The following is a 24,574-nucleotide window of genomic DNA, read 5'->3' on the forward strand; positions in this document are numbered from 1 at the left end:
GGCCAACGGCTATCCGAAGTTCGTGGACAACACCTTTGTGAAGCAGGACAATCACGCGAGCTACCGGACCATCAAGAGCCAGTACTCCTCGTTCCCCAGCACCGGTGACTTCATCGGCAATAAATTCACAAATGGCGCGTCTGCGGAAAGCGTCGACCTCGAGTTCTGGGGACCCGGTAAAAAAGAGATCAAGGTGGGCTGGCACGTGGATATCCAGGTGAAGAACGCCTCGGGTGCTCCGCTCGGCGGCGCTTCGGTCGTGGTGAAGACCAACACGGGAGCGGTTATATTCAACGGCTCGACGAACGGAAACGGCAGTGTGCGGGCGGATGTCGCCCAGTACCTCCGGACTAATGTCTCCGGTGGTGTCGTTGTCCGCAAAGAGTCGAGAGTATCCAGGACCCCGCATACGATCGTCGTGACCAAAGACGGGAGGACGGTAACCAAGACCGTCACCGTTGCGGGAAATCAGACGGTGCAGGTGGTTCTGTAGTCGTACGTTCAACCGTCCGGGCAGTGCGGAGCGCACCTGCCCGGACCATCCTCTTGCCGGCCTCTCAATAAGTCTCTCACGTGCACTAAAAACCCTTCTCGCATCACCGCGTGCCTTTCCTTTTCTCAAAAAGGATGCCGCAGAACCCATGACGACCACGATGCTGTACCAGGCGCCGGCGATCGCTGCAGCCGTGCTCGCCCTCGCGTTTTCGGTCCATACCCTGGCGCGGCGTGAGCGGACGCCCTCCTCTTTTGCGCTCTCCGCCGCGCTCGCCGCGGGCGCCGCCCTCGAGCTCTTCGACCTGATGAGCGTGCTCGAGCCCCAGCGCCTCGCCCTCTGGAAGAGGCTGGGCATCATTGCGGAAGCGTTCCTTCCCCCGTCGTGGCTTTTCTTCTCGCTCACCTTCTCCCGTGACTGGCGCTGGAGATCGTCGCCGGTACTGCAGCGGGCGCTCGCCGGCGGGACGCCGTTCTTCCTGATCGTCGCGCTGCTCATCCCCCCGGGGGGCTTTTTCGCGTCACCCGATTTTGCCGCAGAGCGGATGCTCTTCCTCGGGACCGCGGGTTTCTTTTACTACCTCTTCTTTGTAGCGTATATGGTCGTCGCGCTTGCCACGCTCGAAGGCACGCTGGTCTCCGCGGGGATGACGGCGCGCTGGAAGATAAAGCTCCAGGTCCTCGGCGCCGGCGCAATGATCGCCGTACTGCTCTTCTACTACAGCCAGGCGTTCCTCTACCGGTCCATCAATATGAACCTCCTGCCGGTGCGCTCCCTCGTCCTTATGCTCGGGATAGCGCTCATCGCCTATGCGCAGGCGCGGCGCGGGAGCGGCGGCAGGGTGCAGGTATCGAAGCAGATGGCGTACCGCTCCGTCGTCATCTTCATGGTGGGGCTCTATTTCATAGGGCTCGGGCTCCTCGGTGAGGGGATGCGGTATTTCGGGGGGAGCGCCCAGAAAGCCCTCGCCCTCGCCCTCGCCTTTGTCGCCGGGATTGCGCTCGCCACGGCGCTCCTCTCGGAGACCTTCAAGCGTAAGATCACGGTGCTGCTCCACAAGCATTTTTACATCACCAAATATGACTACCGGATCCAGTGGCTGAAGTTCACGGACCGCCTCTCCTCTGCAGGGGCAGGCGAGGAGGTGCTGAAGGCGATGCTGCTCGAATTCTGCGAGACCTTCGGCGCGGAAGGCGCTGCCCTCTTCCTCTACGACAGGGGCAAGGGAGGGTATTGCAATACCCTCTCGCTCGAGATGCCCCCGGTCAAGACGGTCGTCGCTCACGACAGCGGGCTGGTCGAGCTTATGCGGGAGCGGCGATGGGTCGTTACGGCCGGGGACGACCGTCCGCCGCTTACCGAAGAGGGGAGCCGCTTCCTCCGGCAGCACGCCTTCTCGTTCGTCGTCCCGCTCATGGCGAACGGCGTCCTGGAGGGGTTCATTGCCATGGGAAGGCCGATCAATGCCAGTGAGCGGTATACCTATGAGGACTACGACCTGATGAAGACCTTCGGCCGCCATGCCGCCTGGGCGCTCCTGAACTTCCGCCTTGCCGACGAGCTCGCGCGGTCGCGGGAAATGGAGACGGTCGGCAGGATCGCGACCTTCGTGGTGCATGATCTCAAAAATCTCATCTCGACCCTCTCTCTCGTCACGGAAAACGCGCACGAGTACATAGACGACCCCGCCTTCCAGAAGGACATGCTCCGGTCGCTCAGAACGACCATGGAGAAGATGCGGCGGTTGACGATGAAGCTGCGCAATATCGAGGAAACGCCCTGCCTCTCCCTCGAGACTGCCGACCTCTCCCGGGTCGTTGCGGCGACGGTCGCGATGGTTTCCAACGGAGGGGTGAGCGTCCGCGCCCGCTCCGTATACGCGAGGATCGACAGCGAGGCGATACAGAAGGTGCTGCTCAACCTGATCCTTAATGCGCTGGAGGCGACCGGCGGCAAGGGGCCGGTGGCGGTGGAGCTGGGCGGCGCCGCGAACGCCTTTATCAGGGTTGCCGACGCCGGCTGCGGAATGACAGAGGAGTTTCAGCGTGACCGCCTGTTCAAGCCCTTCTCCACTACCAAGAGAAAGGGCCTCGGCATAGGACTTTATCACTGCAAACACATTGTGGAGGCCCACGGCGGCCGGATCGATGTCGTCAGCGAGGTCGGCAAAGGGTCGAGCTTTACCGTCCACCTTCCCGCCGCACAGGAGACGGCATGCGTCGCGCACTGAATAGCCACGATGGCGCGTTTATCCTGAAGGTACGAACCATCTTACTGTAGAGGGAGGTCACTGCACGCCTATGGAACGGTTACTCGTCGTCGATGACAGCGAAGAGATAAGGAAGCAGCTCAAGTGGGGGCTGGGCAGAGAGTACACGGTGCTCACCGCGGGCGATACCCGGGAGGCGGTCGCGCTCTTCAAGAAGCATCAACCGAAGGTGGTGACGCTCGATCTCGGCCTGCCGCCCCATGACAGCGGAACGGAGGAGGGCTTCCGCTGCCTCGATGAGCTCCTGAAGCACGTCCCTTCCACCAAAGTCGTCGTCATCACGGGAAACAACGAGCGGGAGAACGCGCTCAAGGCGGTCAAGATGGGCGCCTATGACTTCTACCAGAAGCCCATCGACCTCAACGAGCTGAAGATCATCGTCGCGAGGGCCTTCTATCTCAATAACATCGAGGAAGAGAACCGGCGGCTGCACCTCTCCCTCGACGAGAAGACCACCGAGCTCGGCGGGATGATGGGCCAGTGCCCCGAGATGCTGAAGGTCTTCTCGACCATACGGAAAGTGGCGTCGTCCGACATCTCGGTGCTCATCATGGGAGAGAGCGGTACGGGCAAGGAGCTGGTGGCCCGGGCCGTCCACTCGATGAGCCTGCGGAAGGACGGGCCGTTCATCCCTATCAACTGCGGCGCTATCCCCGAGAACCTGCTCGAATCCGAGCTCTTCGGGCACGAGAAGGGGGCGTTTACCGGCGCCCACGTGCAGGTGCAGGGCAAGGTCGAGTACGCGCACAAGGGGACCATCTTCCTCGACGAGATCGGCGAGCTCCCGTCCAGCCTGCAGGTCAAACTGCTCCGCTTCCTCCAGGAGAAGACCATCCAGCGTATCGGCGGCAGAGAGGACCTCCATGTCGATGCGCGCATCCTCGCTGCCACGAATATCGATATCGGCAAGGCGATAAAAGAGGGCAAGTTCAGGGAGGACCTCTACTACCGCATCGGCGTGCTCATGGTCAATCTCCCCACCCTCAGAAAGCGCGGTGACGATATCCTGCTGCTCTCGAATATCTTTCTGCGGCGGTTCAGCGAGGAGTTCAGGAAGAAGATACGGGGGTTCAGCCCGGCGGCCATCAAGCTGCTCGAGTCCTACGAGTGGCCCGGCAACGTACGGGAGCTGGAGAACAGGGTGCAGCGGGCCGTCATCATGTCGGAGCATTCGATGATCGAGCCCCACGACCTGGGCTTTACCGACCGTCCGGCGGTTCCGCAAGCGAGCATAATCGAGAACGGCACTCTCAGGGAGGCGCGGGACCGGCTCGAACGCGACATGGCGATCGCGGCGATCGAGAAGCATACCGGCAATATTGCGCGCGCCGCAGAGGACCTGGGAATCAGCAGGCCGACGCTCTACGACATCATGAAGAAGCACGGCCTCTTCAACGCGGCGCCCCAGTTTTAGGGCGCCCCTCATCTTCCCCCCTTCCCCGGGGGCGTCCTGCTCGCCTCGAATCCTTTACGATCCGTGGTCCTGGACGATCACCCGGAGCCCCGAGAGGCTGGTCGCGTGGATGGCGCTGTCGAGGAGATCGTCGGACCGCGCATCCGCGATAGCGGGGAGCGCTCCTCCTCCCTCCTGCGCTTCGCGATAGCTGTATGCTGCATGTCCCGGCGCATCGACGGGAGATGCCGTATCGCTCGCATACGACAGCAGCGAGGCTGCGAGGCTCACGGCATCGGCCGCCGGGGTTATGACGAGTGCGCGGCACTCGGGAGCGGCGGCAGGAGAGAGGAGGAAGAGAAGAAGCAGGCATATCCCGAAAGCTCTTTCGGCTCCATTCATGACAGTTCCCTCCTTGTGCGATGGTGGTGAGAGCGCTCGACCGCTCTCTGCAAGATAATCCCGCCGGACGATGCCGCAGCAGTGCGGCAACGGAAACGATCAGTGGCTCAGGAGCTCGAGATACTTGTTTGCGAGATAGTTCAGCAGACGCAAACGCTCCTTGAGAGGAAGCCTGAGATAGAGCGGGGATTCCATTACTATCGATGCCAGGCGTTTCATAGCAGGACAGACCAGGTGCAAGAGATGCGACGTTCATACGGGCTGAGGAGAGCCGCAGTGCGTGAGCGGCGGGCGGTCCACCATCTGCCGTATGCTGATGCAAGCGGTATGCCACGGATGGACAGCGGCCTATGCCCTGCATTTCACGCCCTTATTTCACTATGGTAGCGGCGGGACTCTGCGCGGTTGTGTAAGCAATGTCGACAAAAGTGTAAAGCTGCGCTTACTGCAAAACGAGAAGGGGCTGCCGTTCGGCAGCCCCTTCTCGTTTTGAGGGCCCTTCGAAATTCGCTCTACGTTCTTCTGAACCTCCGCATCACGAGGGTCATCCCCGCAAGTCCTGCACCGAGCATGATAAAGGGAGACGGTTCAGGAGTGGGGATGGCAGTATTGCCGGGGTCGTTACCTCGAGGATCGCGCGGTATGATGGCTATCACGGGATCTGAGGCGAGCGATATGCTGCTCCCCACTCCCGAGAGGCTGCCGGCGACGGCGGCGGCAGCAGGAATGTCGCCTACGGCGTAGCTGCCGAACCCCGGGACATATTCCCGGGCCGGAGACGAGTAGAGCCCGCTCGCGTCGGCCAGGACGCCCGCATCGATATCCCCCACGGAGCCGGCTGCAGCGCGTATGCTCTTGTCGTCCAGCGCGAGTGTCTCCGGTGATCCTCCTCCTGCCCAGCCGGTGAACTCGCTGGCCCCGGAGTGAACAACGAGGCCCTGGAGCGGGGTGTACTCGATGATGACGGCCGGTTTCGGCGCAAAGGAATTCGAGATAGCGGGCGCAACCTGAGCCAGCAATGAAAATGACAAAAGCAGCAGAAAGGCGGAGACGGGTAGGGCGACCTTCTTCCTCTTCAACCACTTCGCAAGAAACTTTTTCATGTTCTCCCCCTGAATGTGTGATCTCCGTGCTCCTCATGCCTCGGCGGCGATGAGCTCCTTTTTCGACAAGACCTCCTTTCCCCGAAAGGTGTGTAGATACTCTTCAAATGATAGCAAGATGCATGCCTCTCTGCAATGCCGTTGATTTGCCTGGCATGGCGGCGGCCTCTCGAGGCAGAGAAAGCGGGATGTAAAGATTTCCGACCGCCGGTTCCCGGCAAACCGGCTTCCTGCGGGCTTTGCCGCGCATATCCTCGTGCACGGCAGGAGAAAAAAATGTTATTATAGGGAGCTTTGGTTTTCGGGTGTTGTCGTGTGCGCAGGCGCTCGTACCCGTGGTCGCTCCGTGATGTAATGGCTGTGTGCAGTGCTGAGCAGTGAAGGAATGTCCGTTTTCACCTCTTCCGATCTCGCCGTTGCTCACCCGGTATTCCCCGTGAGGCGCTCCGTACAAACCCTGTTATACAGAGTATAATGCTTATATGCGCTTGAGTATTTTTTCTCGGATGATCGTCGGCTATATCGCTATCTTCTTGCTCGTCATGGCGGTGAGCATCTATGCCGTGATACAGCTCCGGCAGTTCAGCACAACCACTCATGATATCCTCGAGATCGATAACCGGCTCATCGATTACGAGAAGAGGCTCACCGATTCGCTGCTCTCCCAGGTGCGCTATGAACGCAAGTATCTCATCATCAAGGACCGCGCCCTTTACGACCAGTTCATCGCCGCGGCCGGCGACTTCACCCGCTCCATCGATGCGGCCCTCTCCCTTGGGGGCGACTTCCACAGGGAGGGGGTAGACCGCATACGGCGGCACCACGGACACTACGTAGCGCTCTTCGAGAAAGAGGCCGCACTGGTCCGGGGAGCGGTCTCTTATGAGCAGGCGTGGTACCGGCAGCAGAAGGAGCTGGCCATCACGGATGCCATGGAGGAGCTGAAGCGGCTGCGGGCCTCTTCCCAGCAGAATACCTACGAGCGCATCAGGCAGCTGGGCGATGCGGGCGTCCGGGCCCGCAGCGTGATGGGAGGGCTGGCGGTAGCCGCCCTGGTGCTCGGCGTCGCCATATCCGTGGTGATCACGAGGAGCATTACGCGGCCCATAGCCGTTATGATCGATAAAACGAGGGAGGTGGCGAACGGCGTGCTCAAGGGCGATCTCGCGCTCTCCTCGCCCCCGGAGATCGGCGAGCTCTCGACCTCGTTCAATGCCATGTGCAGGAAGCTGAGGGCGCTGGATAAGATGAAGTCCGACTTCTTTTCTACCATGTCCCATGAGCTGCGCACGCCGCTGACCTCCATACGGGAGGGTACGAGCCTCCTCCTCGAAGGCAAGGGCGGCGAGGCGACCGAGAAACAGCGGCGGCTCCTCACGATCATCTCCGAAGAGAGCAATCGGTTGATCGGTCTCGTCAACTCCCTTATGGACCTGTCGAAGATGGAGGCGGGCATGATGGCCTTCACCCTCACCGATACCGCCCTTGCGCCGCTGCTCCATAAAGCGGCGGCCGAGGCCGAGCTCCTCGCATCGGTCAAGAAGATCGCGCTCGACATCTCCTGCGCGCCCGACCTTCCGGCGGTCTGCATGGACGGGGAGCGCATACTCCAGGCCCTGCGCAATCTGATCGGCAACGCGATCAAGTTTACGCCGGAGGGCGGCCGGGTCTCGGTTGCGGCGGCGCATGACGACAGAGGGGTGCGGGTGGCCGTTTCCGATACCGGTCCGGGCATCGGAAAAGAGTACCTGACGGTCGTCTTCGAGAAGTTCCAGCAGGTCCCCCTTGCCGACTCGTATAAGGTCAAAGGCACCGGATTGGGGCTCGCTATCGTCAACCATATTATCACCGCTCACGGAGGAAGCGTATGGGCAGAGAGCGAGCCAGGACAGGGCAGCTCGTTCATTTTTGTATTGCCTGCATAGCGCTGCTGCTCTTGGCAGGCTGTGCGGTAGTGCACGAGGCTGTGCGGGATGACGCACGGGAAGAGCAGCGGGCGGAAACAGCCGCCCGAAAGCCCCGGCAGAGGGCGGATGAACGGGAGAGCAAGGGAGAGCAGGGGAGGGCGGCTGCGGCGCATCTGCAGTCGGCGCGAAAACTGCTCGTCCAGGGAGACCCGGAGGGCGTGCTGCGGGAGAGCCAGAAGGCGCTGACCCTGGCGGGGAAGAACCCGCCGGCGGATGAGGCGCTGTTTACCATGGGTCTCGCCTTCGTGCACTATAAGAGCTCGCACCGGGACTACAAGCAGTCCATCGATGCGTTCAGGCGGCTGGTACGGGAGTATCCGCAGAGCCCCCTGGCCGAGCAGGCCAGGATATGGGCCGGCGTGCTCCAGGTTATCGAGCAGTCGAAGCAGGTGGACATCGAGATCGAAGAAATGAAAAAGGAATTAAACCGGTAAGGGGGACGGAGTGGCTATGTCGCGCATAATGGTCGTTGATGATGACAAGAACCTCCTCGAGCTGATCACGATGCGGCTCGAGTCGTCGGGGTACGAGGTGGTAACCGCCTGCAAAGAGGAGGACGCGCTCGAGGCGCTGCGGCAGCAGCCGATCGATCTCTCCATTATCGATCTGCAGCTGCTCAGGCGGGACGGCATCTTGCTGATGGAGGAGCTCCATGCGATCAGCCCTGAAATGCCCGCCATCATTCTCACCGCGCACGGCAGCATCGAGAGTGCGGTCGATGCCGTGAAGCGGGGGGCGTATAACTACCTCACCAAGCCCTTCGACCCGCAGGAGCTGCTCCTGCAGATCGACCGGGCGCTCGAGAGCCGCAGGCTGAACGACGAGATCAGGCGGCTGAAAGGGCTCGTGGAAGAGCGCTTTACCTTCTCCAATATCATCGCCCGGAGCGAGAGTATGCAGATGGTCCTGGAGCAGGTGGCGCGCATCGCGAAGACGGAATGCACGGTGCATGTGCAGGGAGAGAGCGGGACCGGCAAGGAGCTCATCGCGAAGGCGATCCACCTCGCCAGCCTGCGCAACGAGGCCCCGTTCGTAGCGATCAACTGCGCCGCCATCCCCGAAACCCTCCTCGAAAGCGCGCTCTTCGGCCACGAACGGGGGGCCTTCACGGGCGCGGTAAAGAGCTCGCGGGGGCTCTTCGCCCAGGCGGACGGCGGCACGATATTCCTCGACGAGATCGGCGATATGCCGCTCTCGATTCAGGCGAAGCTGCTCAGGGTGCTCCAGGAGCGGCAGTTCTATCCCGTAGGGAGTGAAAAGCCGGCCGAGGTGGACATCCGGGTCATCGTGGCCACGAACAAGGACCTCGAAGCCGAGGTGAAGAAGGGGAGTTTCAGGGAGGACCTTTTCTACCGCATCCATGTCATCCCCATTTACCTGCCGCCGCTCAGGGACCGGCGCGAGGACATCCCCCTCCTGGCGGATTATTATCTGAAGAACATGGCCGAGCAGATGAACAAGCCGCTCAAAGGGTTTACTCCTGAAGCGATGCAGAAGCTCATGTCCTATGACTGGCCGGGCAATGTGCGGGAGCTGAGGAACTCCATCGAGTACGCCGCGGCCATGTCGCACCAGGAGACCATCACCGAGGACCTGATCCTCCAGAACAGGGATGTCCAGAGCGAGGAGATCAAGCCGCTCAAAGAGGCGCGGGATGCCTTCGAACGGGGCTATCTCATCCGCATGCTCGAATTCACCAAAGGGAACGTGAGCAAGGCGTCGATGCTGGCCGGCAAGTACCGGGCCGACTTCTACAATCTCATGAAGAAGTATAATCTCAACCCCGATGTCTTCAAGAAGAATCCCTAGCAGTGTGGCTTCTGTTCGCCGTCGCCTGTATGAAGAAACATACAGCGGGTAAGTAGCTCTTTTCCCGCACCTTCGGTCCGGGTGATCCTGCTGCCCTCCTTTTTCGGGGTGTATGAAAATACCTTCACCCCCGCTCTCCTCTCAAGGGTATGTTCTCTGTTTTTCCTGCTAAAACAGCGCTTTGCCGCCTCGTGCCTGTCGGGTATGCACTTTGCTGATGCTCCTGAGGTCTTGATGAGATCGTAACTACGTAAGCCAGGAGTGCAGCATGAAGCGTATGGTCGTTTTTTGGTATGAGCTCGTCACCATTGATGAGCCGGTGATTACGCAGGGGGTTCCTCTGTCGCTCGCCCGCCTCCCCCGCTACGCGCGGGAGGCCTTCGACGAGATCGAAGCCCCGAAACTGCTGAACTGAGGAGCGTGCGCATGGATAAAGCGGTTCTTTTGATGACAGGCCTCCTGCTCCTGCCGCTGGGGGATGCTGCGCTGCTCTCCCGCGCCGACGCAGAGGTGAGTATCAACATAGGCATCGGCGCCCCGCTGCCCCCTCCCGTTATCGTTGTCGAGCGGCCTCCGGAGGTGGTTCTTATCCCCGGGACGAGAGTATATTTTGCGCCCGACATCGGCGACAGCGAGCTCTTCTTCTATTCGGGCTACTGGTACCGCCGGCATGGAAGCGCCTGGTACCGTGCTGCGCGGTATGACGGCTCCTGGATCCACCTGCCCCCCCGGAGGGTTCCCGTGGTATTCGTCAAACTGCCGAAGGGATACCACCGCGATTACGACAGGCATGAGCGTATGCCCTACGGGAAGCTGAAGAAAGAGTGGAAGAAGGCGGAGCGGGAGCACCGGAAGCACGAGAAGGAGCGCCACAGGAACAAGCGCGACCACGACGATTAGGTTCTATTGCAGAACATAACCGGGAGGTCTCCCTTTGAAAACTTTCTGGTCCTGAAATTGCATGGAGCGGGTAAGAGGCAGGCATATGCTGATCATAAAAAGAGCCGCTTCAGAACGTGAGCTGCAGGACGTGCACGCGCTGCGGTATGCCGTCTATTGTCTCGAACGGGGCTATGAGCCTCCTGACGACTATCCGGCTAAGGTCGAGGTTGACGGCTACGATCCCTACTCGGTCCATTTCATCGCGTATGCCCCGGCCCTTCGCGATGTCGTGGTACCGGCAGGCACGGTGCGTCTTATTCTCCCCAACCCCCTCGGGTTTCCTGTAGAGCGCTACTGCAGGGTGCAGGTGCGGAACCGCTGCAATGAAACAGCCGGGGTCGCCGAGATCTCGCGCCTTGCCGTGAGCGCGGAAGCGACGGCGCGGCTGCGGATCGTTAAGAGCGAGGTTACCTTCGGCCTCATCAGGGAGCTCTACCATACGCTGCGGGAGCTGAATATCGAGCGTGTGTTTACTGCAATGACGACCGGCCTCGAGCGTCTACTGAGAGCGTGCGGGCTGAGCTTCACCGCAGCGGGCCCCTCCGTCGCCTACCATGGCATCAGGACTCCCTTTTACGCCGAGGTCGATACGCTGTTCAAGGGGGCGGCAATGAGCAGGAGAGGCGCTCTGCAGCTCCTCTGCAGACCGCGGGAGGAATTTTACACTTCTGTAAACCGTACCGACAGCATTGCCTGCTCCGGATCCGCCGCACACCGGGCGCCGTATTCATAAGGCGAAGGATTGTCCCTTTTATCAGGGCACTGCCGGGGCAGAAGACGGAGGCAGGCATGCATCTTGCTTATACTCAAAGAGAGTGCTGTGCCATCTCTTCAATAAGGAGGCAGAGTTTATGAGAAAGGCGGACGCACGGAGAGCATTCCTGATGCTGGTACTCGCGGTCTTCCTCGCCACCGGCTGCGCAACACTGACCGGGAGGACGGCCGGGCAGACCATCGATGACTCGACAATCACCACGAAGATCAACGGGAAGATCATTCAGGACCCCCAGCTCTCGTACCTGAAGCTCGATGTCGATACCTTCCAGGGAGCTGTGACCCTCTCCGGGACGGTGCCGAGCAAAGCTGCGCAGGACAGGCTCGTCGAGATCGTGAAGAGCACCGAGGGCGTCAAGAGCGTGAAGACCAACCTGGTCATTCAGCCCCCGCAGTAGCGCTGTCCCGGTTGCCGCTGGATATCCGCCGGCCCGGCTCTCCCCTCTCCCTTACCCCCGGCGCTCTCGGCAGGGTGCGCCGGGTTTTCCCGGATGGAGTATAATAATGCACCATTAGAAGAGAGGCAGCGGAGAACTATCTGCGGACCGGCGCCGCATGGAAGAGAAATTCATATCCGTCATTATCCCCAACCGCAACGGCAGCGCGACCATCGGCCTCAGCATCGAGGCTGCGCTCGCCTCCGACTACCCGCGCTTTGAGGTGATCGTCGTCGACGACTGCTCCACCGACGGCTCGGTCGAGGTAATCCGGCGGTATCCCTGCCGCCTTGTCCGGCTCGCCGCGCACGGCGGCGCATCGAAGGCGCGCAACCGCGGCGCACAGGAGAGCCGCGGGGAGCTCCTCTTCTTCACCGATGCCGACTGCCTCCTGGCTCCCGGCGCCCTTGCCGCGGCAAACCGCATCGCAACCGGGCAGGGCCCCGACGCCGCCGTCGGCGGCACCTACACGCGCGTCCCCTACGACGCGGGCTTCTTCAGCCTCTTCCAGTCCGTCTTCGTTAACTATTCCGAGCTGAAGAGGAAGGACGATCCCGACTACCTGGCGACCCATGCCCTGGCGATCGACGCCCGGACCTTCGAGAGGGCGGGCGGCTTCGCCGAGGAGTTCATGCCGATCCTCGAAGACGTGGAGTTCAGCCACCGGCTGCGCCGCAGGGGATACAGGCTCATGATGAGCCCCGACATTCTGGTGCAGCACATCTTCAATTACTCGCTCAGGCGGTCGCTCGGGAACGCCTTCAAGAAGACGAAGTACTGGATAGTCTATTCACTCAAGAACCGCGACCTCCTCGCCGATTCGGGCACCGCCTCGGTGGAGCTCAAGCTCAACGGGCTCGTCTTTCTTCTGATGGCGCTCCTCATTCTTTTCGGCACAGTCTCCGGCACGGGCGCCGCCGCCCTGGTCGCGGCAGCTCTCCTCCTTGCCGGCGTCAACGTCGCGGTCAGCAAGGAACTCCTCGCCGCCTTCTCCGGGACCGGCGGGCGGGCCTTCGCCCTGCGCGCTGCCGCGTACTACATGCTCGTCTATCCGGCAGCGATCTGGGCAGGGACCATCGCAGGAGTGCTCGCCTATTTCCGCACCACTGCCCCACCGGCCGGCAGGGCGCCTCAGTGAATCCTGCACGGGTCGGAGCAATGAGGCGCCCGAGACGTACATGCTCGGAAGGGACCCCGACCCCCTGACCGCAGCGAGGGCACTTGCGTCAGAGTACTTCTACGGCTATATTTTAAGTAGCTATGAACGGTGTCTCGAGAAACGGCACGAGGGCCCGGCCCTGAGTGATATCAGGATCTCCGGCCCGGAGCAGCCGGAGACGAGGAGGTGTGCATGGACACATGGGAAAGCTGGCCTCCGCAGCGTTTTTTCTATCTCTTCATAGGGCTCGCCTATCTGATGCTCTGGGTGCAGGTGCTCCTGTTTCATTGGCGCGGCGCCTTCCGCCACTGGTCCATGTGGGGACCGGTGCTCTTTGCGCCGGTGCTGGCGGTTATGGGTATTCTCTACTCCTTCATGTACGGCGGGTGGCTGAACTGGCTGTTCGTCATTCTCTTTGCCGTCGGAGCGATCGAGGGCATACTCGGCGCCCTCTTCCACTTCAAGGGCGTTAAACACTATATCGGCGGCTTCTCGCTCAGGAATTTCATGGTCGGCCCGCCGCCGATCCTGCCCATGATGTTCATGACGCTCTCCCTCGTGGCGCTGCTGGTGTACTTCGCATGGCCGGGACCGGTGACGGGACCGGCGGGAGGCGGATATGCGTTTATCCCGTAAAGAGCTGAGCGGCTACATGGAGAACTGGGACGACCGGACCCGCGCGGTCCTGGTCCTGCGCATGGAGGAGCGCTTCAGGCGTCTTGCGCTCGAACATTTTTCGAGCGATGAGGCGGTGCTGCTCGGGGCCGTGCTCGACCGGCTCATCCCCCAGGATGAAGGCGAAAGGATCGACCTCGTCGGCTTTGTCGATGGAGCGCTCGGGAAACCGCTGGGACGGGGTGATCGCCGGGAAGGCATTCCCGAAGAAGCGGGCTTGTTCCATAAGGGCCTGACGGGGATCCAGGAGACCGCCCAGGCCATGTTCGGCAGGTCTTTCGTCGAGCTGCATGAAACCCAGCAGGATGCGGTCCTCGGCGCCATACAGGACGGGGCTGCGAAAGGAGGGGTATGGAGGGATATCCCTTCCCCGTATTTCTTTACCAGGCTCATGACCAAGGCGCTGACCGGCTACTGCGCCCACCCTTTTGCATGGATGCGCATGGGGTTCCCGGGGCCGAGCTACCCCGAGGGCTATGTCTGGATCACGGAGCAGGAAGTCCAAGCGAGACGCAGACACTTCCCGGGGTGGAAAACGCTCTGAAAAGCGAACCTCAACCGCCTGACTGCGCAATACGTGGACAGCGGTGATGCTCCTTTTATCGTGGTGATTGGCGACTTCCAGGGAGGGCTTTATGAAACCGATGCGGGAGACGATGAGGCGGTACAACGGCCCTGTCGATGTATGCGTCGTCGGGTCCGGCGCCGGAGGCGCCGTCGTCGCTAAAGAGCTGGCAGAAGGCGGATTGTCGGTGGTGGTCATCGAGGCGGGCCCCTGGCTCGATACGCGGGAAGACTTCGTCAATGACGAGCTGACGATGCTCGACGGGCGCCTCGACTGGGACGATCTGCGCATTACCGCGGGAGAGGACCCCCTTGCGATGGGACGGAACAACACCGGCCGCGCGGTCGGCGGCAGCACGGTGCACTATACCGCAGTCACCCTTCGCCTCCACGAGGAGGACTTCCAGGTGAAAACCCGCGAGGGGGTAGCTGACGATTGGCCGATTACGTACCGGGAGCTGGAGCCCTACTACCGGAATGTCGAGCACTACCTCGCCGTATCGGGACCGCGCCGTTTCCCCTGGCCCCCGTTTTACGGACCCTATCCGCATCCGGAGCTGCCCTGGAGCGCGCGGGACCGCCTGCTCGGCGAGGGCATGATCAACATGGGCCTGACCCCCGCAAAAGCGCCCCATGCCATTATCATGGGCAGCAAAGGAGACCGTTCGCCCTGCATGATGTACGGCTTTTGCGCCAACGGGTGCAAGTCCGATGCAAAATCGAGTACGCTCGTCACCTATATCCCCGATGCGGTGAAAGCGGGCGCCGAGATCCGCGACCGCTGTTTCGCCGTCCGGGTCAATACCGACAAGCGGGGTATGGCGCGGTCGGTGAGCTATATCCACGAAGGCAAGACGCTTGAGCAGGAGGCGGAGATCATCGTTCTCTCCTGTTATGCCGTCGAAACGCCCCGCCTGCTGCTCAATTCGGCAGACAGCCGGTCCCCTGACGGGCTCGCGAACTCGAGCGGCATGGTCGGAAGGAATTTCATGGTGCACCTCGGCGACAACGTCATCGGGAGGTTCGACAGGCCGATCGACAACTGGATCACGCCGCCGGTCGGCATCATGAATCAGGACAGGTACAGCACCGACCCGAAGGCCGATTTTGTCCGCGGCTACACCCTTGAGGCTTATAATATGTTTCCGGTGGAGTTCTTCACCACGCTCGTCGAGACCAACCCCTATCTCTGGGGGAAGCGGCTGATGGACATCGTGGATCAGTACGACGCCTATACTGTCCTGGGCAACGTGGGAGAGGTGCTGCCCGATGAGCGCAACTTCGTGAGCCTCGCTGAAGAGAGGGACCACTACGGTGTCCCTGTTGCCAAAGTCACCTACTCGCACAGCGAGAATTCGAAGAGGATGTCGGAAGCCTCCATGCGGCTCTGCGAGGAGGTCCTGAGGGCAGCGGGCGCTCGCGATATCTATCGCATGCCGGGGACGATCCACCTGCTCGGCACCTGCCGCATGGGGAATGACCCGGAGACCTCGGTCATCGACAGGTGGTGCCGCTCCCACGACATCCCCAATCTCTTCATCTGCGACGGCAGCGTCTTCGTAACCGGCGGCGCCGTTAATCCCAGTCTCACCATCCAGGCCCTTGCCGTACGGACAGCCGAGCATATACGGAAACACGGCAAGAGACATGCGCAGAGGCGGACAATCGTCGCCGGGGCGCGGGAAGAGCCCTCGCCCGCGCGCCGCTGGGAATGACGCCGTCCCGGCCTCCCGTCATGCCGGTGCGCCCGGCATCACGCACTGATTGAGCATAGGCCATGCCTCGTCCGCGGGCCGGGGCGCATTTTGCATTTGGCCCGGAGATTTGTTAGGGTAGGTAATGTACTCGCCGGCGCGTCATATAGGGCAGGTCTTCCGCAAGAGCAGACCGATTCACCTCACCTTCTTCCTGACGAGGCGGTGCAATGCCCGATGCCCCTTCTGCTTCTATCTCAAGAGCGGCAATGACCCTTCCGGCGGCCGTCCCGAGCTCTCTCTCGATGAGATAGAGAAGGTCTCCCGGTCCCTTGGCACGCTCCTCTGGCTCGCCTTTTCGGGAGGAGAGATCTATCTCAGGAGCGACCTCGTCGCCATAGCGGAGACGTTCTACCGGAACAACAGGCCCGCCATAATGCTCTTCCCGACGAACGGCCTGCTGCCCGAGGTGATCAGGGACAAGACGGAGGAGATCGTGAGGAGCTGCAGGGAGAGCGTCATCGCCGTAAAGCTCTCTCTCGACGGCCTCGGTGACGACCACGACCGCCTGCGCGCCACCCCGGGCAGTTTTGCGAAGACCATGGAGACCTGTGCGCTGCTGGGCCGGCTTGTCGACCGCTATCCTCACTTCGAGCTCGGCATCAATACCGTGTTCTGCGCCGAAAACCAGGACGCGATGGAGGCGATCATCGGTTTCGTGAAGGGGCTCGCCGCGGTAAAGACGCATACGATCTCGATGGTGCGGGGCGACCTGGCCGACAGGCGTTATAAAGATATCGATATCGAAAAGTATGACCGGGCGATCGCCCGGCTCGAGGAGAACCTGAGAGACAGGACCGCTCCCGTCTACCGGTTCCGCGGAGCGCGGATCAAGGCAGCGCAGGACATCCTGCAGCGCCGCCTCATTCACCGCACTTGGCGCGAGCAGAAGCGGATCGTTCCCTGCTATGCGGGCAGGCTCAATCTCGTGCTGACCGAATGCGGCGATGTCTTCCCCTGCGAGATGCTGACGGAGCCCTTCGGCAATGTGAGGGACTGCCAGTACGATATGGGCACGGTAATCCGCTCGGCCTCGGCGAAGAAGAGTATCGAGAGCATCCGGGCCGGACGGTGCTGCTGTACGCACGAGTGCTATTTCATGACCAATATCCTCTTCAACCCGGCCCTCTATCCCGTGCTGCTGAAGGAGTACGCGCAGCTCAGGCTCTCCCCTGCGATCGGCAGTGAGCTCCCTTAGAGTGTCTAACGGAATGAGCAGAGGGGAGTCAGACGAGGTAGAGCATGTTCGTCTCATTCTCGGCAAACATCCTGTTTGCCTCCGAGGTACCAGCTCGGAATCGAGTCGTACCGACCCGCTCCGCAGTCCATTGCTCCGCTTGGGCTGCTAATACCGCTCACCTACTCTACCTCGCCCGACTCCAAACTCTTTCATTTTTAAAAGTATTCACCGGGAGACCGTATGACCTCGAGCTTGACAAGGAGCACGATCAGGACGGTATAGCCCGCGGAGAGGGCCAGGTCCCTTATGACGTCCCTCCTGGTGTACGGTTTTGACCCTCCTTCCTTTCTCACTATCGTTTCAGCTCCCTTGTGCAGGATCACGAGGCCGGCGATATTCGTTATCCAGTAGGCGATGATGAACGCGGGCAGAAAGGCCGCCGGGCAGACCAGGCTCGCCACCCAGGCGCCGAAGTAGGCGAGCGGGATGTTGAGGAAGACGTCGTTCCAGGGCGAAAGCGGCGATAGGAGGTATCCTACGGCTCCCATGAGACTGCCCTGGAGGAGGCGCTTATAATTCGCGTGATGGAGCTGCACCATAGTCCTGACCGCTCATTGCGATAGAGGCCCTCAGTAAAGCATAGCGGATATGCTTTGCTGTGTAAAACCGTGCCCGCTTCCCTTGCGCAGGGTGCTGTTTCTTGACACATCCCGTCAGGGGCGATAGTATTTAACAATAAACGGGCGACGGCAATGGCAGCGGTCATTCGGAGCTCTCGAAGCATGGCAAGGGCGCCGCCTGTATCCGGCACACCGTACATTCCTCCATCCACTGTTCCTGTACGTGCTGCGGCATAGTTATCAGAGATGTTCCCTGAAGATACAAAATTGTCTCGCCCGACTGTCAAAGAGCGCACAAAAAAGACGATATTAATGAGGTAAAGGCACTGCGGCTGTTTGACATCCCCGGTATCGTGGCCCGATGCACCGATGCACCGCAAGAAAGAGCGTACGTATGGCGCCGGAGCCGGGAGCCGGAAAAGGAGGTGCCGTATATCATGAACAGATGGGAGACCGGGAAACGGCGCAGTATCGACAAGGAGCTCGACTTCGAGCGGAGACGCCTGCTCAACCTGATCGAGTGCAGGATCAGGAGAAACGAAGTGGAGCGCGCCCGGCAGCATGCGGAAGAGCTGTTCAATACGGAGCTGGAATTCGAGCTGCTCAGGAACACGAAGCGGGTTGTCAGGTACAACGGCGTGCTGGTGAACATCATCGGCTTCCTCATGTGCGTCGTGCTGCTCCTCACCGCGGCCGCCGTGCTCAACATAGAGCCTTCGTTCAGCCTTATTGCCGAGGCGGCGGTCATGCTCTCGATCGTCTTCCTGCTGATGGTCGATTCGTTCATCGTGCGGCGGTTCGAGAAGACCCTCAGGAGGCTCATGGACAAATACGAGATCGATAAGCAGTCGTTCATATACAGGACGGTCGACATGTTCACCAAGTAATCCCGGAGCGAGGGGGTACGGCAAGGAGGTGATGCAGGATGCTCTTCTTCATGGTCGATAACGAATATTTTGTCCTGACCAACGTGAATGAGAATACCATCAGGGGCTACTGGAAGGACTACTATGCCTACCGCTACGATATCAATTTCAGCTTTCACGAGTTCCTCAGGGAGAACGGCCTCTACGTGAGGATCACGTCGCCGCCGCTCGACCCGTTCGGCTATAACCTCACCGATATCGAGATCTGCCTCAACTGAGCCCCGCGGACCTGCTGCGCTCCTGTCGTCCCTCTCCTGTTCTATAGTATAATTACGTACATGGAATCTCCCGCGACGAACAGGACCGCCTACCGCCTGTACGAGCTGCAAGCGATCATCAAGGCCGCTCTCGGCGACGCCTTTCCCGGGGCCTGCTGGGTGACGGCGGAGATCGCCGAATGCAAGAGCAACCAGCGCGGCCACTGCTATCTCGAGCTCGTCGAAAAGGAAGAGGATAAAATCATCGCGCAGGTCAAGGCGACGATCTGGGCCTACGACTACCGGAGGCTGAGCCAGAAGTTCAAGGCCGCAGCCGGGGAGCCGCTCAAGCCTGGCATGAGGCTCCTGCTCTTCGTCTCGGTATCGTTTCACGAGGTCTACGGGCTGAGCCTCAACGTCAAGGATATCGACCCCACCTATACGCTCGGCGAAATGGCGCGCAAGAGAAAGGAGATCATCGAGCGGCTCAGACGGGAAGGCGTCATCGACGAGAACAAGAAGCGGCCGCTGCCCCTCGTTCCCCAGCATATCGCGGTCATATCGTCGCCGACCGCCGCGGGATACGGCGATTTCTTCAACCAGCTCGACGGCAACCTCTACGGGTACAAGCTCGTCCATATCCTCTTCCCCGCCGTGATGCAGGGCCAGGAGGCGGAGCTGTCCGTCACTGCCGCGCTGAAGAAGATCAGGCGGCTGCAGGACCGCTTCGATGTCGTGGTCATCATCAGGGGAGGGGGGTCCGCCATCGACCTCAGCTGCTTCGACAGCTATGACCTCGCCGCAGCGATCGCCCGTTTCCCCCTGCCGGTCATCACCGGCATCGGCCATGAAAAGGACGACACGATCGCCGATATGGTCGCCCATACGAAGATGAAGACCCCCACCGCCGTAGCCGAATTCCTCCTGTCGGGCATCAGGAGCTTCGAAGAGGGTATCCTTTCCCTGCAGCACCGGCTTTCGCTCTCTGCCGAGCGGCTCCTGAAGGACGCCCGGTATGCGCTGAACGGTATTGCCCAGAAGCTCGTCGTCATCCCCGCCTGTCTCGCCGCGCCGCGGAACAGGCTTCTGCTCCTGGAGCGGGAGCTTCAGGGAAGGCTGCGGGAAGCGCTGCTGCGGCAGCACTCACGACTGGAGGTCTGCGCGCAGGCGGTGCGGCTCCTCGATCCCGCCAAGGTGCTCCGGCGGGGCTACAGCATCACGCGCTGCAACGGCGCCGTGGTCAAGGAGGCGTCACAGGTGAAGAAGGGGGCGGTGATCACCACCAGGCTGCATAACGGGACGGTCACCAGCATTGTCGGACAGACGAAGGAGGCGAAACAGCGTGAGCAAGAGCAGGCAACGTGCTTACTCCCAGGCTTTGAGCGAGCTGGAACGGATCGTCAGTGAGATAGAGGCGGAAGATATCGACGTGGATGCGCTCTCCGAAAAGGTGAAGCGCGCCACCACGCTCATCTCCTTCTGCAAGGAGCGGCTGCGCGCCACCGAAGAGGAGGTCGGCAGGATCCTGGCAGAGGCCGAGGCGCAGTCCGAAGGCCGGCCTGAAGATGGGGAGGAGCGCGATGCAGAAGAGCTTGCCGATCCCGACGATCTCGATACCGGACCCTGATCGCTGCATAGTGCCGGGCAGCGCCAGGATGTCTAGAAGAGAAAGAGGCCGGCCCTGAATTTCCCGGCCAGCGGCATGCTCCACTGGACGACGGCGTTCAGGGGTGAGAACCCGCCGCTGAGGCTCTCGAAGGCGAGGAACTGCCCGAACTCGAGGGGCGTCTCGGTAATGATGCCCAGGCCGCTGTTGCTCACATCGATGGCAAGGCAGGTATACCGCTTCTGCCCGCTTTCACCGTAGAAATAATAGCGCAGCTCGGCGTCGTAGGGCATCCGTTTTTCCCGCCTCGTCTCTTTCATGGGAACACAATACCATACGGTGCGAGCAAAGTGCAACGCGCGGCGTACGGTGCTATCGTACCTCCTGCACCCCTATCCAGAAAGGGAACTTGGGGACCGGTATCCTCTTGGTCACGGTCCGCTTTTCAGGATCGATAACGACGATGGTGTTCTCGCCCGTCACCGCAACAAACGCGTACTTCCCGTCGCCGCTGAATTTGACTCCGTGAGGCCCTTTGCCGACGTGGATCGCCGCGACCGGCTTCCAGGTCTTGAGGTCGATCACGGTGATGAGACCGGCGCCCACGCCCGAGACGTAGGCATAATCGCCCTTCGGGCTTATGTCGATGCCGTGATGTCCCTTTGATACGGGGATGCGCAGGAGCGGCTTGTCCTCCTTGAGCCGGATGACCGAGACGTCGTCGGAGCCCATATTGGTAACCATGCCGTATACGCCGTCGGGGGTGATGGCTATATTGTGGGGATGGCCCGGTCCGCCGGGGGAGTGTTCCGCTCCATGCCCGTGATCGTGGCCGTCACCCTTCGGCCCCAGGGCGAGATCGTGTATGGGGCGATGAGCGGCGGTATTCACAAAGGTGATGCTGTTGTCCCCTGCATTGGTCACCACCGCTACCGGACGGACGGGATTGAAGCCCACATTATGGGGAGCCGTGCCCACCGGGACTGTCGCGACCTGCTTTCCCGTCGCCGCCTCGAAAACGTAGACGTTATTCGACCGCTTCCCCTCGTTCACGACATAGACAAACCTGCTGTCGGGTGTCACCCCGACGCCTTTGGGTGCATCGCCGAGCGGGAGCTCCCGCTCTACTGTCAGCGAGCCGGTGTTGATGACGTAGAGCTTCTGCGCTGCCGTGGTGACGGCAAAGGCGTACTTTCCGTCGGGGCTGACATCGATGTAGGAGGGATCGGCGCCGACGGGAATAGTCTTGATCACCTCGCCTTTGTCGATATCGACGACGGCGACCTCGTTCGCGTGCCTGCACGGTACGAAGACGCGCCACCCCGCATTTGCCGGAACAGGGAGCACGGCGTTCATAATCCAGAGACCGATCATCACTATCGTTACATGCAAGCGGGCCATCGCCACCTCCTTCTTGGTTATGAGCGCAACTGCCTGCGGTGATATACTCTCATTATACTGCCGGACCGGACAACGTACAACGGCTGCACCACGGGTGTGGCATACCGTTGCCGGACCGGGCGGAGTGTGCTATTGTAGAGCAGCCCGCTTTACGGATACGGCCCACAAGGAGGAGCAGGGATGAGGATCAATGCGGAGCTCGTCGTCGGAGGGCTCATGACGCTGGCGTCGGCATATTACTGGGCGGCTATCGGCAATGTCCGGCCGGTGCAGGAGGTGCCGCTCGTCTACCAGTATACGTTCAGGCTCTACCCCTATCTCGACACTGCGATCACCGCCGTCGGGATGCTGGTGCTCTATCGGGGCCTGAGGAGACTCAAGGAGGGGTAACTCTCGCGTATTCATCACGAGAGACCGCCTCGTAAACAGTGTCTTCCTCATTCCCTACGCCGGGCGGCATTCCTTTCCATAGCCCGCTCTCTTCTGGTATCATTGGTTTTAGGGGGGGGCAGGCATACATGGTTCGTGATAATGCATGCCGGTAAGAGTAACGTGCAGTGAAAGGATGTACGCATATGATACGACGCATCGTGGTCAGTTTTGTTATCTGCTGTTTCAGCCTGGGGGTACCCGCAGCGCAGGCCTTCCCGTCTTCCGATGACACGGACTACAACCGGGCGCGCCTGCTGGGCTATGTTCTCCTGCAGTACCTCAAAGCGAACAACTTCAGCCAGAAGAAGCTGGACGACGCCCTGTCGCGGGACGCCTTCGGTCTTTACCTGAAGCAGCTGGACGGGCAGAAGCGCTTCCTCCTCAGGGACGATGTCGAGAAGCTCAGGACCTACGCCGACAGGATCGACGACGAGCTCATCACCGGGAAGATCGAGCTGCCCGAGGTGAGCGTGGCGATCGTCGACCGCCGGACCGCGGCTGTACGGGAAATGATCAAGGAGCTGCTCGCAAAGGATTTCGATTTCTCGGCGGACGAGACTGTCGAGACCGACGCCGACAAGCTCGAGTACTGCGCCACCGAGGCGGAGCTGAAGGAGCGCTGGCGCAAGATGCTGAAGTACCAGGTGCTCAACCAGTATCTCACCCTGCTCGACGACGCCAAGGACGCCAAGGCAGAGACCGGGGGCAAGAAGAACGAAGGCGCCGGCAGCGGAAAGGAAGAGAAGAGCCCTGCCGACCTCCGGAAGAAGGCCCGGGAGAAGGTGCTGAAGAGCTACGAAGACTCGTTCGCCCGTATGCGGCAGGAGAAGAAGTCGGAGCGGTACGACCGCTACCTGGGCGCAGTAACGCGGGCGTACGATCCCCATACCAGCTATATGCCGCCCACGAGCAAGGAGGACTTCGATATCAGCATGAAGGGCACCCTCGAGGGCATCGGGGCGGTGCTCCGCGAAGAGGACGGCAACATCAAAGTGGAGAGCGTGAAGCTCGGCGGCCCTGCTGCACGCCAGGGGCAGCTCCTTGCCGGCGACCTCATTCTCAAGGTCGCCGAGGCGGGCGGCGACCCGGTCGACGTGACGGAGATGCGGCTCCGGGACGCCGTCAGGCTGATCCGCGGCAAGAAGGGCACGGAGGTGAAGCTCACGGTCAAGCGGCAGGGCATGCCTTCGTTCGTTATCGCCATTGTGCGCGATGTGATTCAGCTCGACGACACCTTCGCAAAAGGGACGACGCTCACCGATGAGAAGAGCGGGAAGAGCTTCGGCTATATCAAGCTGCCGAGCTTTTACCGCGACTTCGAGCAGCACGGCAGCGGGGAAAGGGCCCGCACCTCGACGGACGATATGAAGGCGGAGCTGAAGAAGCTCGCCTCCGGGAGTATCAGCGGCCTCGTGCTCGACCTGAGAAACAACGGCGGCGGCGCCCTCACCGATGCCGTCGACATCGCCGGCCTCTTCATCAGGGAGGGCCCGGTGGTCCAGGTGAAGAACGGCCTCGGCAAGGTAACGGTCCTCTCCGATGAAGACCCGGAAGTCTACTACAGGGGGCCGGTGGTCGTGCTCGTGAACCAGTTCAGTGCATCGGCTTCCGAAATCCTTGCCGGCGCCCTCCAGGACTACGGCCGTGCTGTTGTCATCGGCGGGGAGCATACCCATGGCAAGGGGACGGTCCAGATGGTGCTGGACCTCAACGAGAGCATGTCTTTCGGCGGCATGGAACAGTACAAACCGCTCGGGGCGCTGATGATCACCATCCAGAAGTTCTACCGGGTGAGCGGAGAATCGACCCAGTACCGGGGCGTCGTGCCGGATATCATCCTGCCCGATGCCCTGAAAGGGCTGAAGACAGGCGAGCAGTACCTCGATTTCGCCCTCCCCTGGGATACGGTGAATCCCGTGCCCTATGCAAAGTGGCAGTCCCCTGCTCCCGAGGTGAATGCCCTCAAGCTGAAGAGCAGCGAGCGCATCAAGGACGATAAGGATTTCGCCGCGATTATCAGCGATGGCAGCAGGCTCGAGGAGCACCGGAAAAAGACGCTCCAGTCGCTCCGCCTCGATACGGCCCGCAAGGAGCGGGAGTCGGCACAGGCCGCCCTCAAGCTGAAAGGCGTTGACGGCATTCTCTCCGTGCCCGGGTCGGCGCATGGGGCGTCCGGAGTCGGCGGAGCCGGGAAGCGCGGCCTTTTTTGTTTCCGTCCCTGCCGCCGGCCTGCCTGCTCCCTGCAGGTGCGAATGCCTGTTTTTTCAGCAGTTTTCGAGGGCCGACCAGCTCAAAATAGATAGCCTGGACCGGTCATTTTTAATGACCGCGCGTCCAACCTCTGTAGAAAGAGGTTGAAACTAAATAAAAAACACTGTTGGCATCTCGTTTGCAATGAGAGTGGCCACAATATTTTTGACGGCTTCAGAAACGATGCATGGTGCAGGGAAGAGATTGCCCGTAATAGCAGG

At 61.0% G+C, this 24,574-nt stretch carries 26 protein-coding genes; 21 read left to right on the plus strand and 5 right to left on the minus strand.

Annotated features, from left to right (window positions below; genetic code table 11):
• The 3 genes from AB1805_04780 to prsR all read left to right on the plus strand — a co-directional run.
• A partial coding sequence (locus AB1805_04780) for a carboxypeptidase-like regulatory domain-containing protein (protein ID MEW5744740.1) occupies positions 1–493 on the plus strand: 493 nt, incomplete at its 5' end.
• A gap of 148 nt (positions 494–641) precedes the next feature.
• A complete protein-coding gene (gene prsK / locus AB1805_04785) occupies positions 642–2,723 on the plus strand; it encodes an XrtA/PEP-CTERM system histidine kinase PrsK (GenBank protein ID MEW5744741.1) in 2,082 nt (693 codons plus the stop codon).
• 70 nt (positions 2,724–2,793) lie between these two features.
• Positions 2,794–4,176 (plus strand): PEP-CTERM-box response regulator transcription factor, encoded by a 1,383-nt coding sequence (gene prsR, locus AB1805_04790; GenBank protein MEW5744742.1) that lies wholly within the window; start codon positions 2,794–2,796, stop codon positions 4,174–4,176.
• 54 nt (positions 4,177–4,230) lie between these two features.
• Here the strand turns inward: prsR and AB1805_04795 are convergent, their stop codons facing one another.
• Both AB1805_04795 and AB1805_04800 read right to left on the minus strand, forming a co-directional pair.
• Positions 4,231–4,557 (minus strand): hypothetical protein, encoded by a 327-nt coding sequence (locus tag AB1805_04795; protein ID MEW5744743.1) that lies wholly within the window; start codon positions 4,555–4,557, stop codon positions 4,231–4,233.
• 512 nt (positions 4,558–5,069) lie between these two features.
• Complete coding sequence (locus tag AB1805_04800) at positions 5,070–5,660, minus strand: PEP-CTERM sorting domain-containing protein (GenBank protein MEW5744744.1); 591 nt, start codon at positions 5,658–5,660, stop codon at positions 5,070–5,072.
• Positions 5,661–6,166: 506 nt separating this feature from the next.
• On the opposite strand from AB1805_04800, the gene AB1805_04805 reads away from it, so the two are divergent.
• From AB1805_04805 to AB1805_04860, 12 genes are all read left to right on the plus strand, one after another.
• Positions 6,167–7,585, plus strand: coding sequence for a HAMP domain-containing sensor histidine kinase (locus AB1805_04805; GenBank protein ID MEW5744745.1), 1,419 nt, complete (start codon positions 6,167–6,169; stop codon positions 7,583–7,585).
• A complete protein-coding gene (locus AB1805_04810; protein MEW5744746.1) occupies positions 7,528–8,061 on the plus strand; it encodes a hypothetical protein in 534 nt (177 codons plus the stop codon). The genes AB1805_04805 and AB1805_04810 overlap by 58 nt, the downstream gene beginning before the upstream one ends.
• A gap of 16 nt (positions 8,062–8,077) precedes the next feature.
• Positions 8,078–9,436, plus strand: coding sequence for a sigma-54 dependent transcriptional regulator (locus AB1805_04815; protein ID MEW5744747.1), 1,359 nt, complete (start codon positions 8,078–8,080; stop codon positions 9,434–9,436).
• A 268-nt stretch (positions 9,437–9,704) separates the two neighbouring features.
• Positions 9,705–9,851, plus strand: coding sequence for a hypothetical protein (locus AB1805_04820; GenBank protein ID MEW5744748.1), 147 nt, complete (start codon positions 9,705–9,707; stop codon positions 9,849–9,851).
• Between the two features lie 11 nt (positions 9,852–9,862).
• On the plus strand, positions 9,863–10,336 hold the full coding sequence (locus tag AB1805_04825) for a hypothetical protein (GenBank protein MEW5744749.1): 474 nt from the start codon (positions 9,863–9,865) through the stop codon (positions 10,334–10,336).
• A gap of 85 nt (positions 10,337–10,421) precedes the next feature.
• Positions 10,422–11,111, plus strand: coding sequence for a GNAT family N-acyltransferase (locus AB1805_04830; protein MEW5744750.1), 690 nt, complete (start codon positions 10,422–10,424; stop codon positions 11,109–11,111).
• 118 nt (positions 11,112–11,229) lie between these two features.
• Positions 11,230–11,550: a BON domain-containing protein gene (locus tag AB1805_04835; protein MEW5744751.1), complete on the plus strand. Its 321-nt coding sequence runs from the start codon at positions 11,230–11,232 to the stop codon at positions 11,548–11,550.
• A 157-nt stretch (positions 11,551–11,707) separates the two neighbouring features.
• Complete coding sequence (locus tag AB1805_04840) at positions 11,708–12,727, plus strand: glycosyltransferase (GenBank protein MEW5744752.1); 1,020 nt, start codon at positions 11,708–11,710, stop codon at positions 12,725–12,727.
• Positions 12,728–12,940: 213 nt separating this feature from the next.
• Positions 12,941–13,384, plus strand: coding sequence for a hypothetical protein (locus AB1805_04845; protein MEW5744753.1), 444 nt, complete (start codon positions 12,941–12,943; stop codon positions 13,382–13,384).
• Entirely contained in the window at positions 13,368–13,967 is a 600-nt protein-coding gene (locus tag AB1805_04850) for a gluconate 2-dehydrogenase subunit 3 family protein (GenBank protein ID MEW5744754.1), read from the plus strand. Before AB1805_04845 ends, AB1805_04850 begins: the two co-directional genes overlap by 17 nt.
• A gap of 91 nt (positions 13,968–14,058) precedes the next feature.
• Complete coding sequence (locus AB1805_04855; GenBank protein ID MEW5744755.1) at positions 14,059–15,702, plus strand: GMC family oxidoreductase; 1,644 nt, start codon at positions 14,059–14,061, stop codon at positions 15,700–15,702.
• A 124-nt stretch (positions 15,703–15,826) separates the two neighbouring features.
• Positions 15,827–16,939, plus strand: a complete 1,113-nt coding sequence (locus AB1805_04860) for a radical SAM protein (protein MEW5744756.1) — start codon at positions 15,827–15,829, stop codon at positions 16,937–16,939.
• Between the two features lie 197 nt (positions 16,940–17,136).
• Here AB1805_04860 and AB1805_04865 read toward each other — a convergent pair whose 3' ends face one another.
• A complete protein-coding gene (locus AB1805_04865) occupies positions 17,137–17,520 on the minus strand; it encodes a hypothetical protein (GenBank protein ID MEW5744757.1) in 384 nt (127 codons plus the stop codon).
• 458 nt (positions 17,521–17,978) lie between these two features.
• Here AB1805_04865 and AB1805_04870 point away from each other — a divergent pair, with 458 nt between their 5' ends.
• The 4 genes from AB1805_04870 to xseB are packed head-to-tail and all read left to right on the plus strand — an operon-like array spanning position 17,979 to position 20,291.
• Positions 17,979–18,428 carry a hypothetical protein gene (locus AB1805_04870; GenBank protein MEW5744758.1) on the plus strand — a complete coding sequence of 150 codons (450 nt, stop codon included), beginning with the start codon at positions 17,979–17,981 and terminating at the stop codon, positions 18,426–18,428.
• A 50-nt stretch (positions 18,429–18,478) separates the two neighbouring features.
• Complete coding sequence (locus AB1805_04875; GenBank protein ID MEW5744759.1) at positions 18,479–18,685, plus strand: hypothetical protein; 207 nt, start codon at positions 18,479–18,481, stop codon at positions 18,683–18,685.
• Positions 18,686–18,745: 60 nt separating this feature from the next.
• Entirely contained in the window at positions 18,746–20,071 is a 1,326-nt protein-coding gene (gene xseA / locus AB1805_04880; protein ID MEW5744760.1) for an exodeoxyribonuclease VII large subunit, read from the plus strand.
• Positions 20,007–20,291 carry an exodeoxyribonuclease VII small subunit gene (xseB, locus tag AB1805_04885; protein MEW5744761.1) on the plus strand — a complete coding sequence of 95 codons (285 nt, stop codon included), beginning with the start codon at positions 20,007–20,009 and terminating at the stop codon, positions 20,289–20,291. Before xseA ends, xseB begins: the two co-directional genes overlap by 65 nt.
• Positions 20,292–20,323: 32 nt before the next feature.
• Here the strand turns inward: xseB and AB1805_04890 are convergent, their stop codons facing one another.
• Both AB1805_04890 and AB1805_04895 read right to left on the minus strand, forming a co-directional pair.
• Positions 20,324–20,590 carry a PilZ domain-containing protein gene (locus AB1805_04890; GenBank protein MEW5744762.1) on the minus strand — a complete coding sequence of 89 codons (267 nt, stop codon included), beginning with the start codon at positions 20,588–20,590 and terminating at the stop codon, positions 20,324–20,326.
• 52 nt (positions 20,591–20,642) lie between these two features.
• Positions 20,643–21,671, minus strand: coding sequence for a beta-propeller fold lactonase family protein (locus AB1805_04895; protein ID MEW5744763.1), 1,029 nt, complete (start codon positions 21,669–21,671; stop codon positions 20,643–20,645).
• 180 nt (positions 21,672–21,851) lie between these two features.
• Between AB1805_04895 and AB1805_04900 the strand changes: the two genes are divergently transcribed.
• Together AB1805_04900 and AB1805_04905 are read left to right on the plus strand one after the other, a co-directional pair.
• On the plus strand, positions 21,852–22,061 hold the full coding sequence (locus AB1805_04900) for a hypothetical protein (GenBank protein MEW5744764.1): 210 nt from the start codon (positions 21,852–21,854) through the stop codon (positions 22,059–22,061).
• 185 nt (positions 22,062–22,246) lie between these two features.
• On the plus strand, positions 22,247–24,406 hold the full coding sequence (locus AB1805_04905; protein MEW5744765.1) for a carboxy terminal-processing peptidase: 2,160 nt from the start codon (positions 22,247–22,249) through the stop codon (positions 24,404–24,406).
• Positions 24,407–24,574 lie beyond the last annotated feature (168 nt).

The sequence above is a fragment of the Nitrospirota bacterium genome, assembly GCA_040752355.1.
Lineage (GTDB): Bacteria > Nitrospirota > Thermodesulfovibrionia > Thermodesulfovibrionales > Dissulfurispiraceae > JBFMCP01.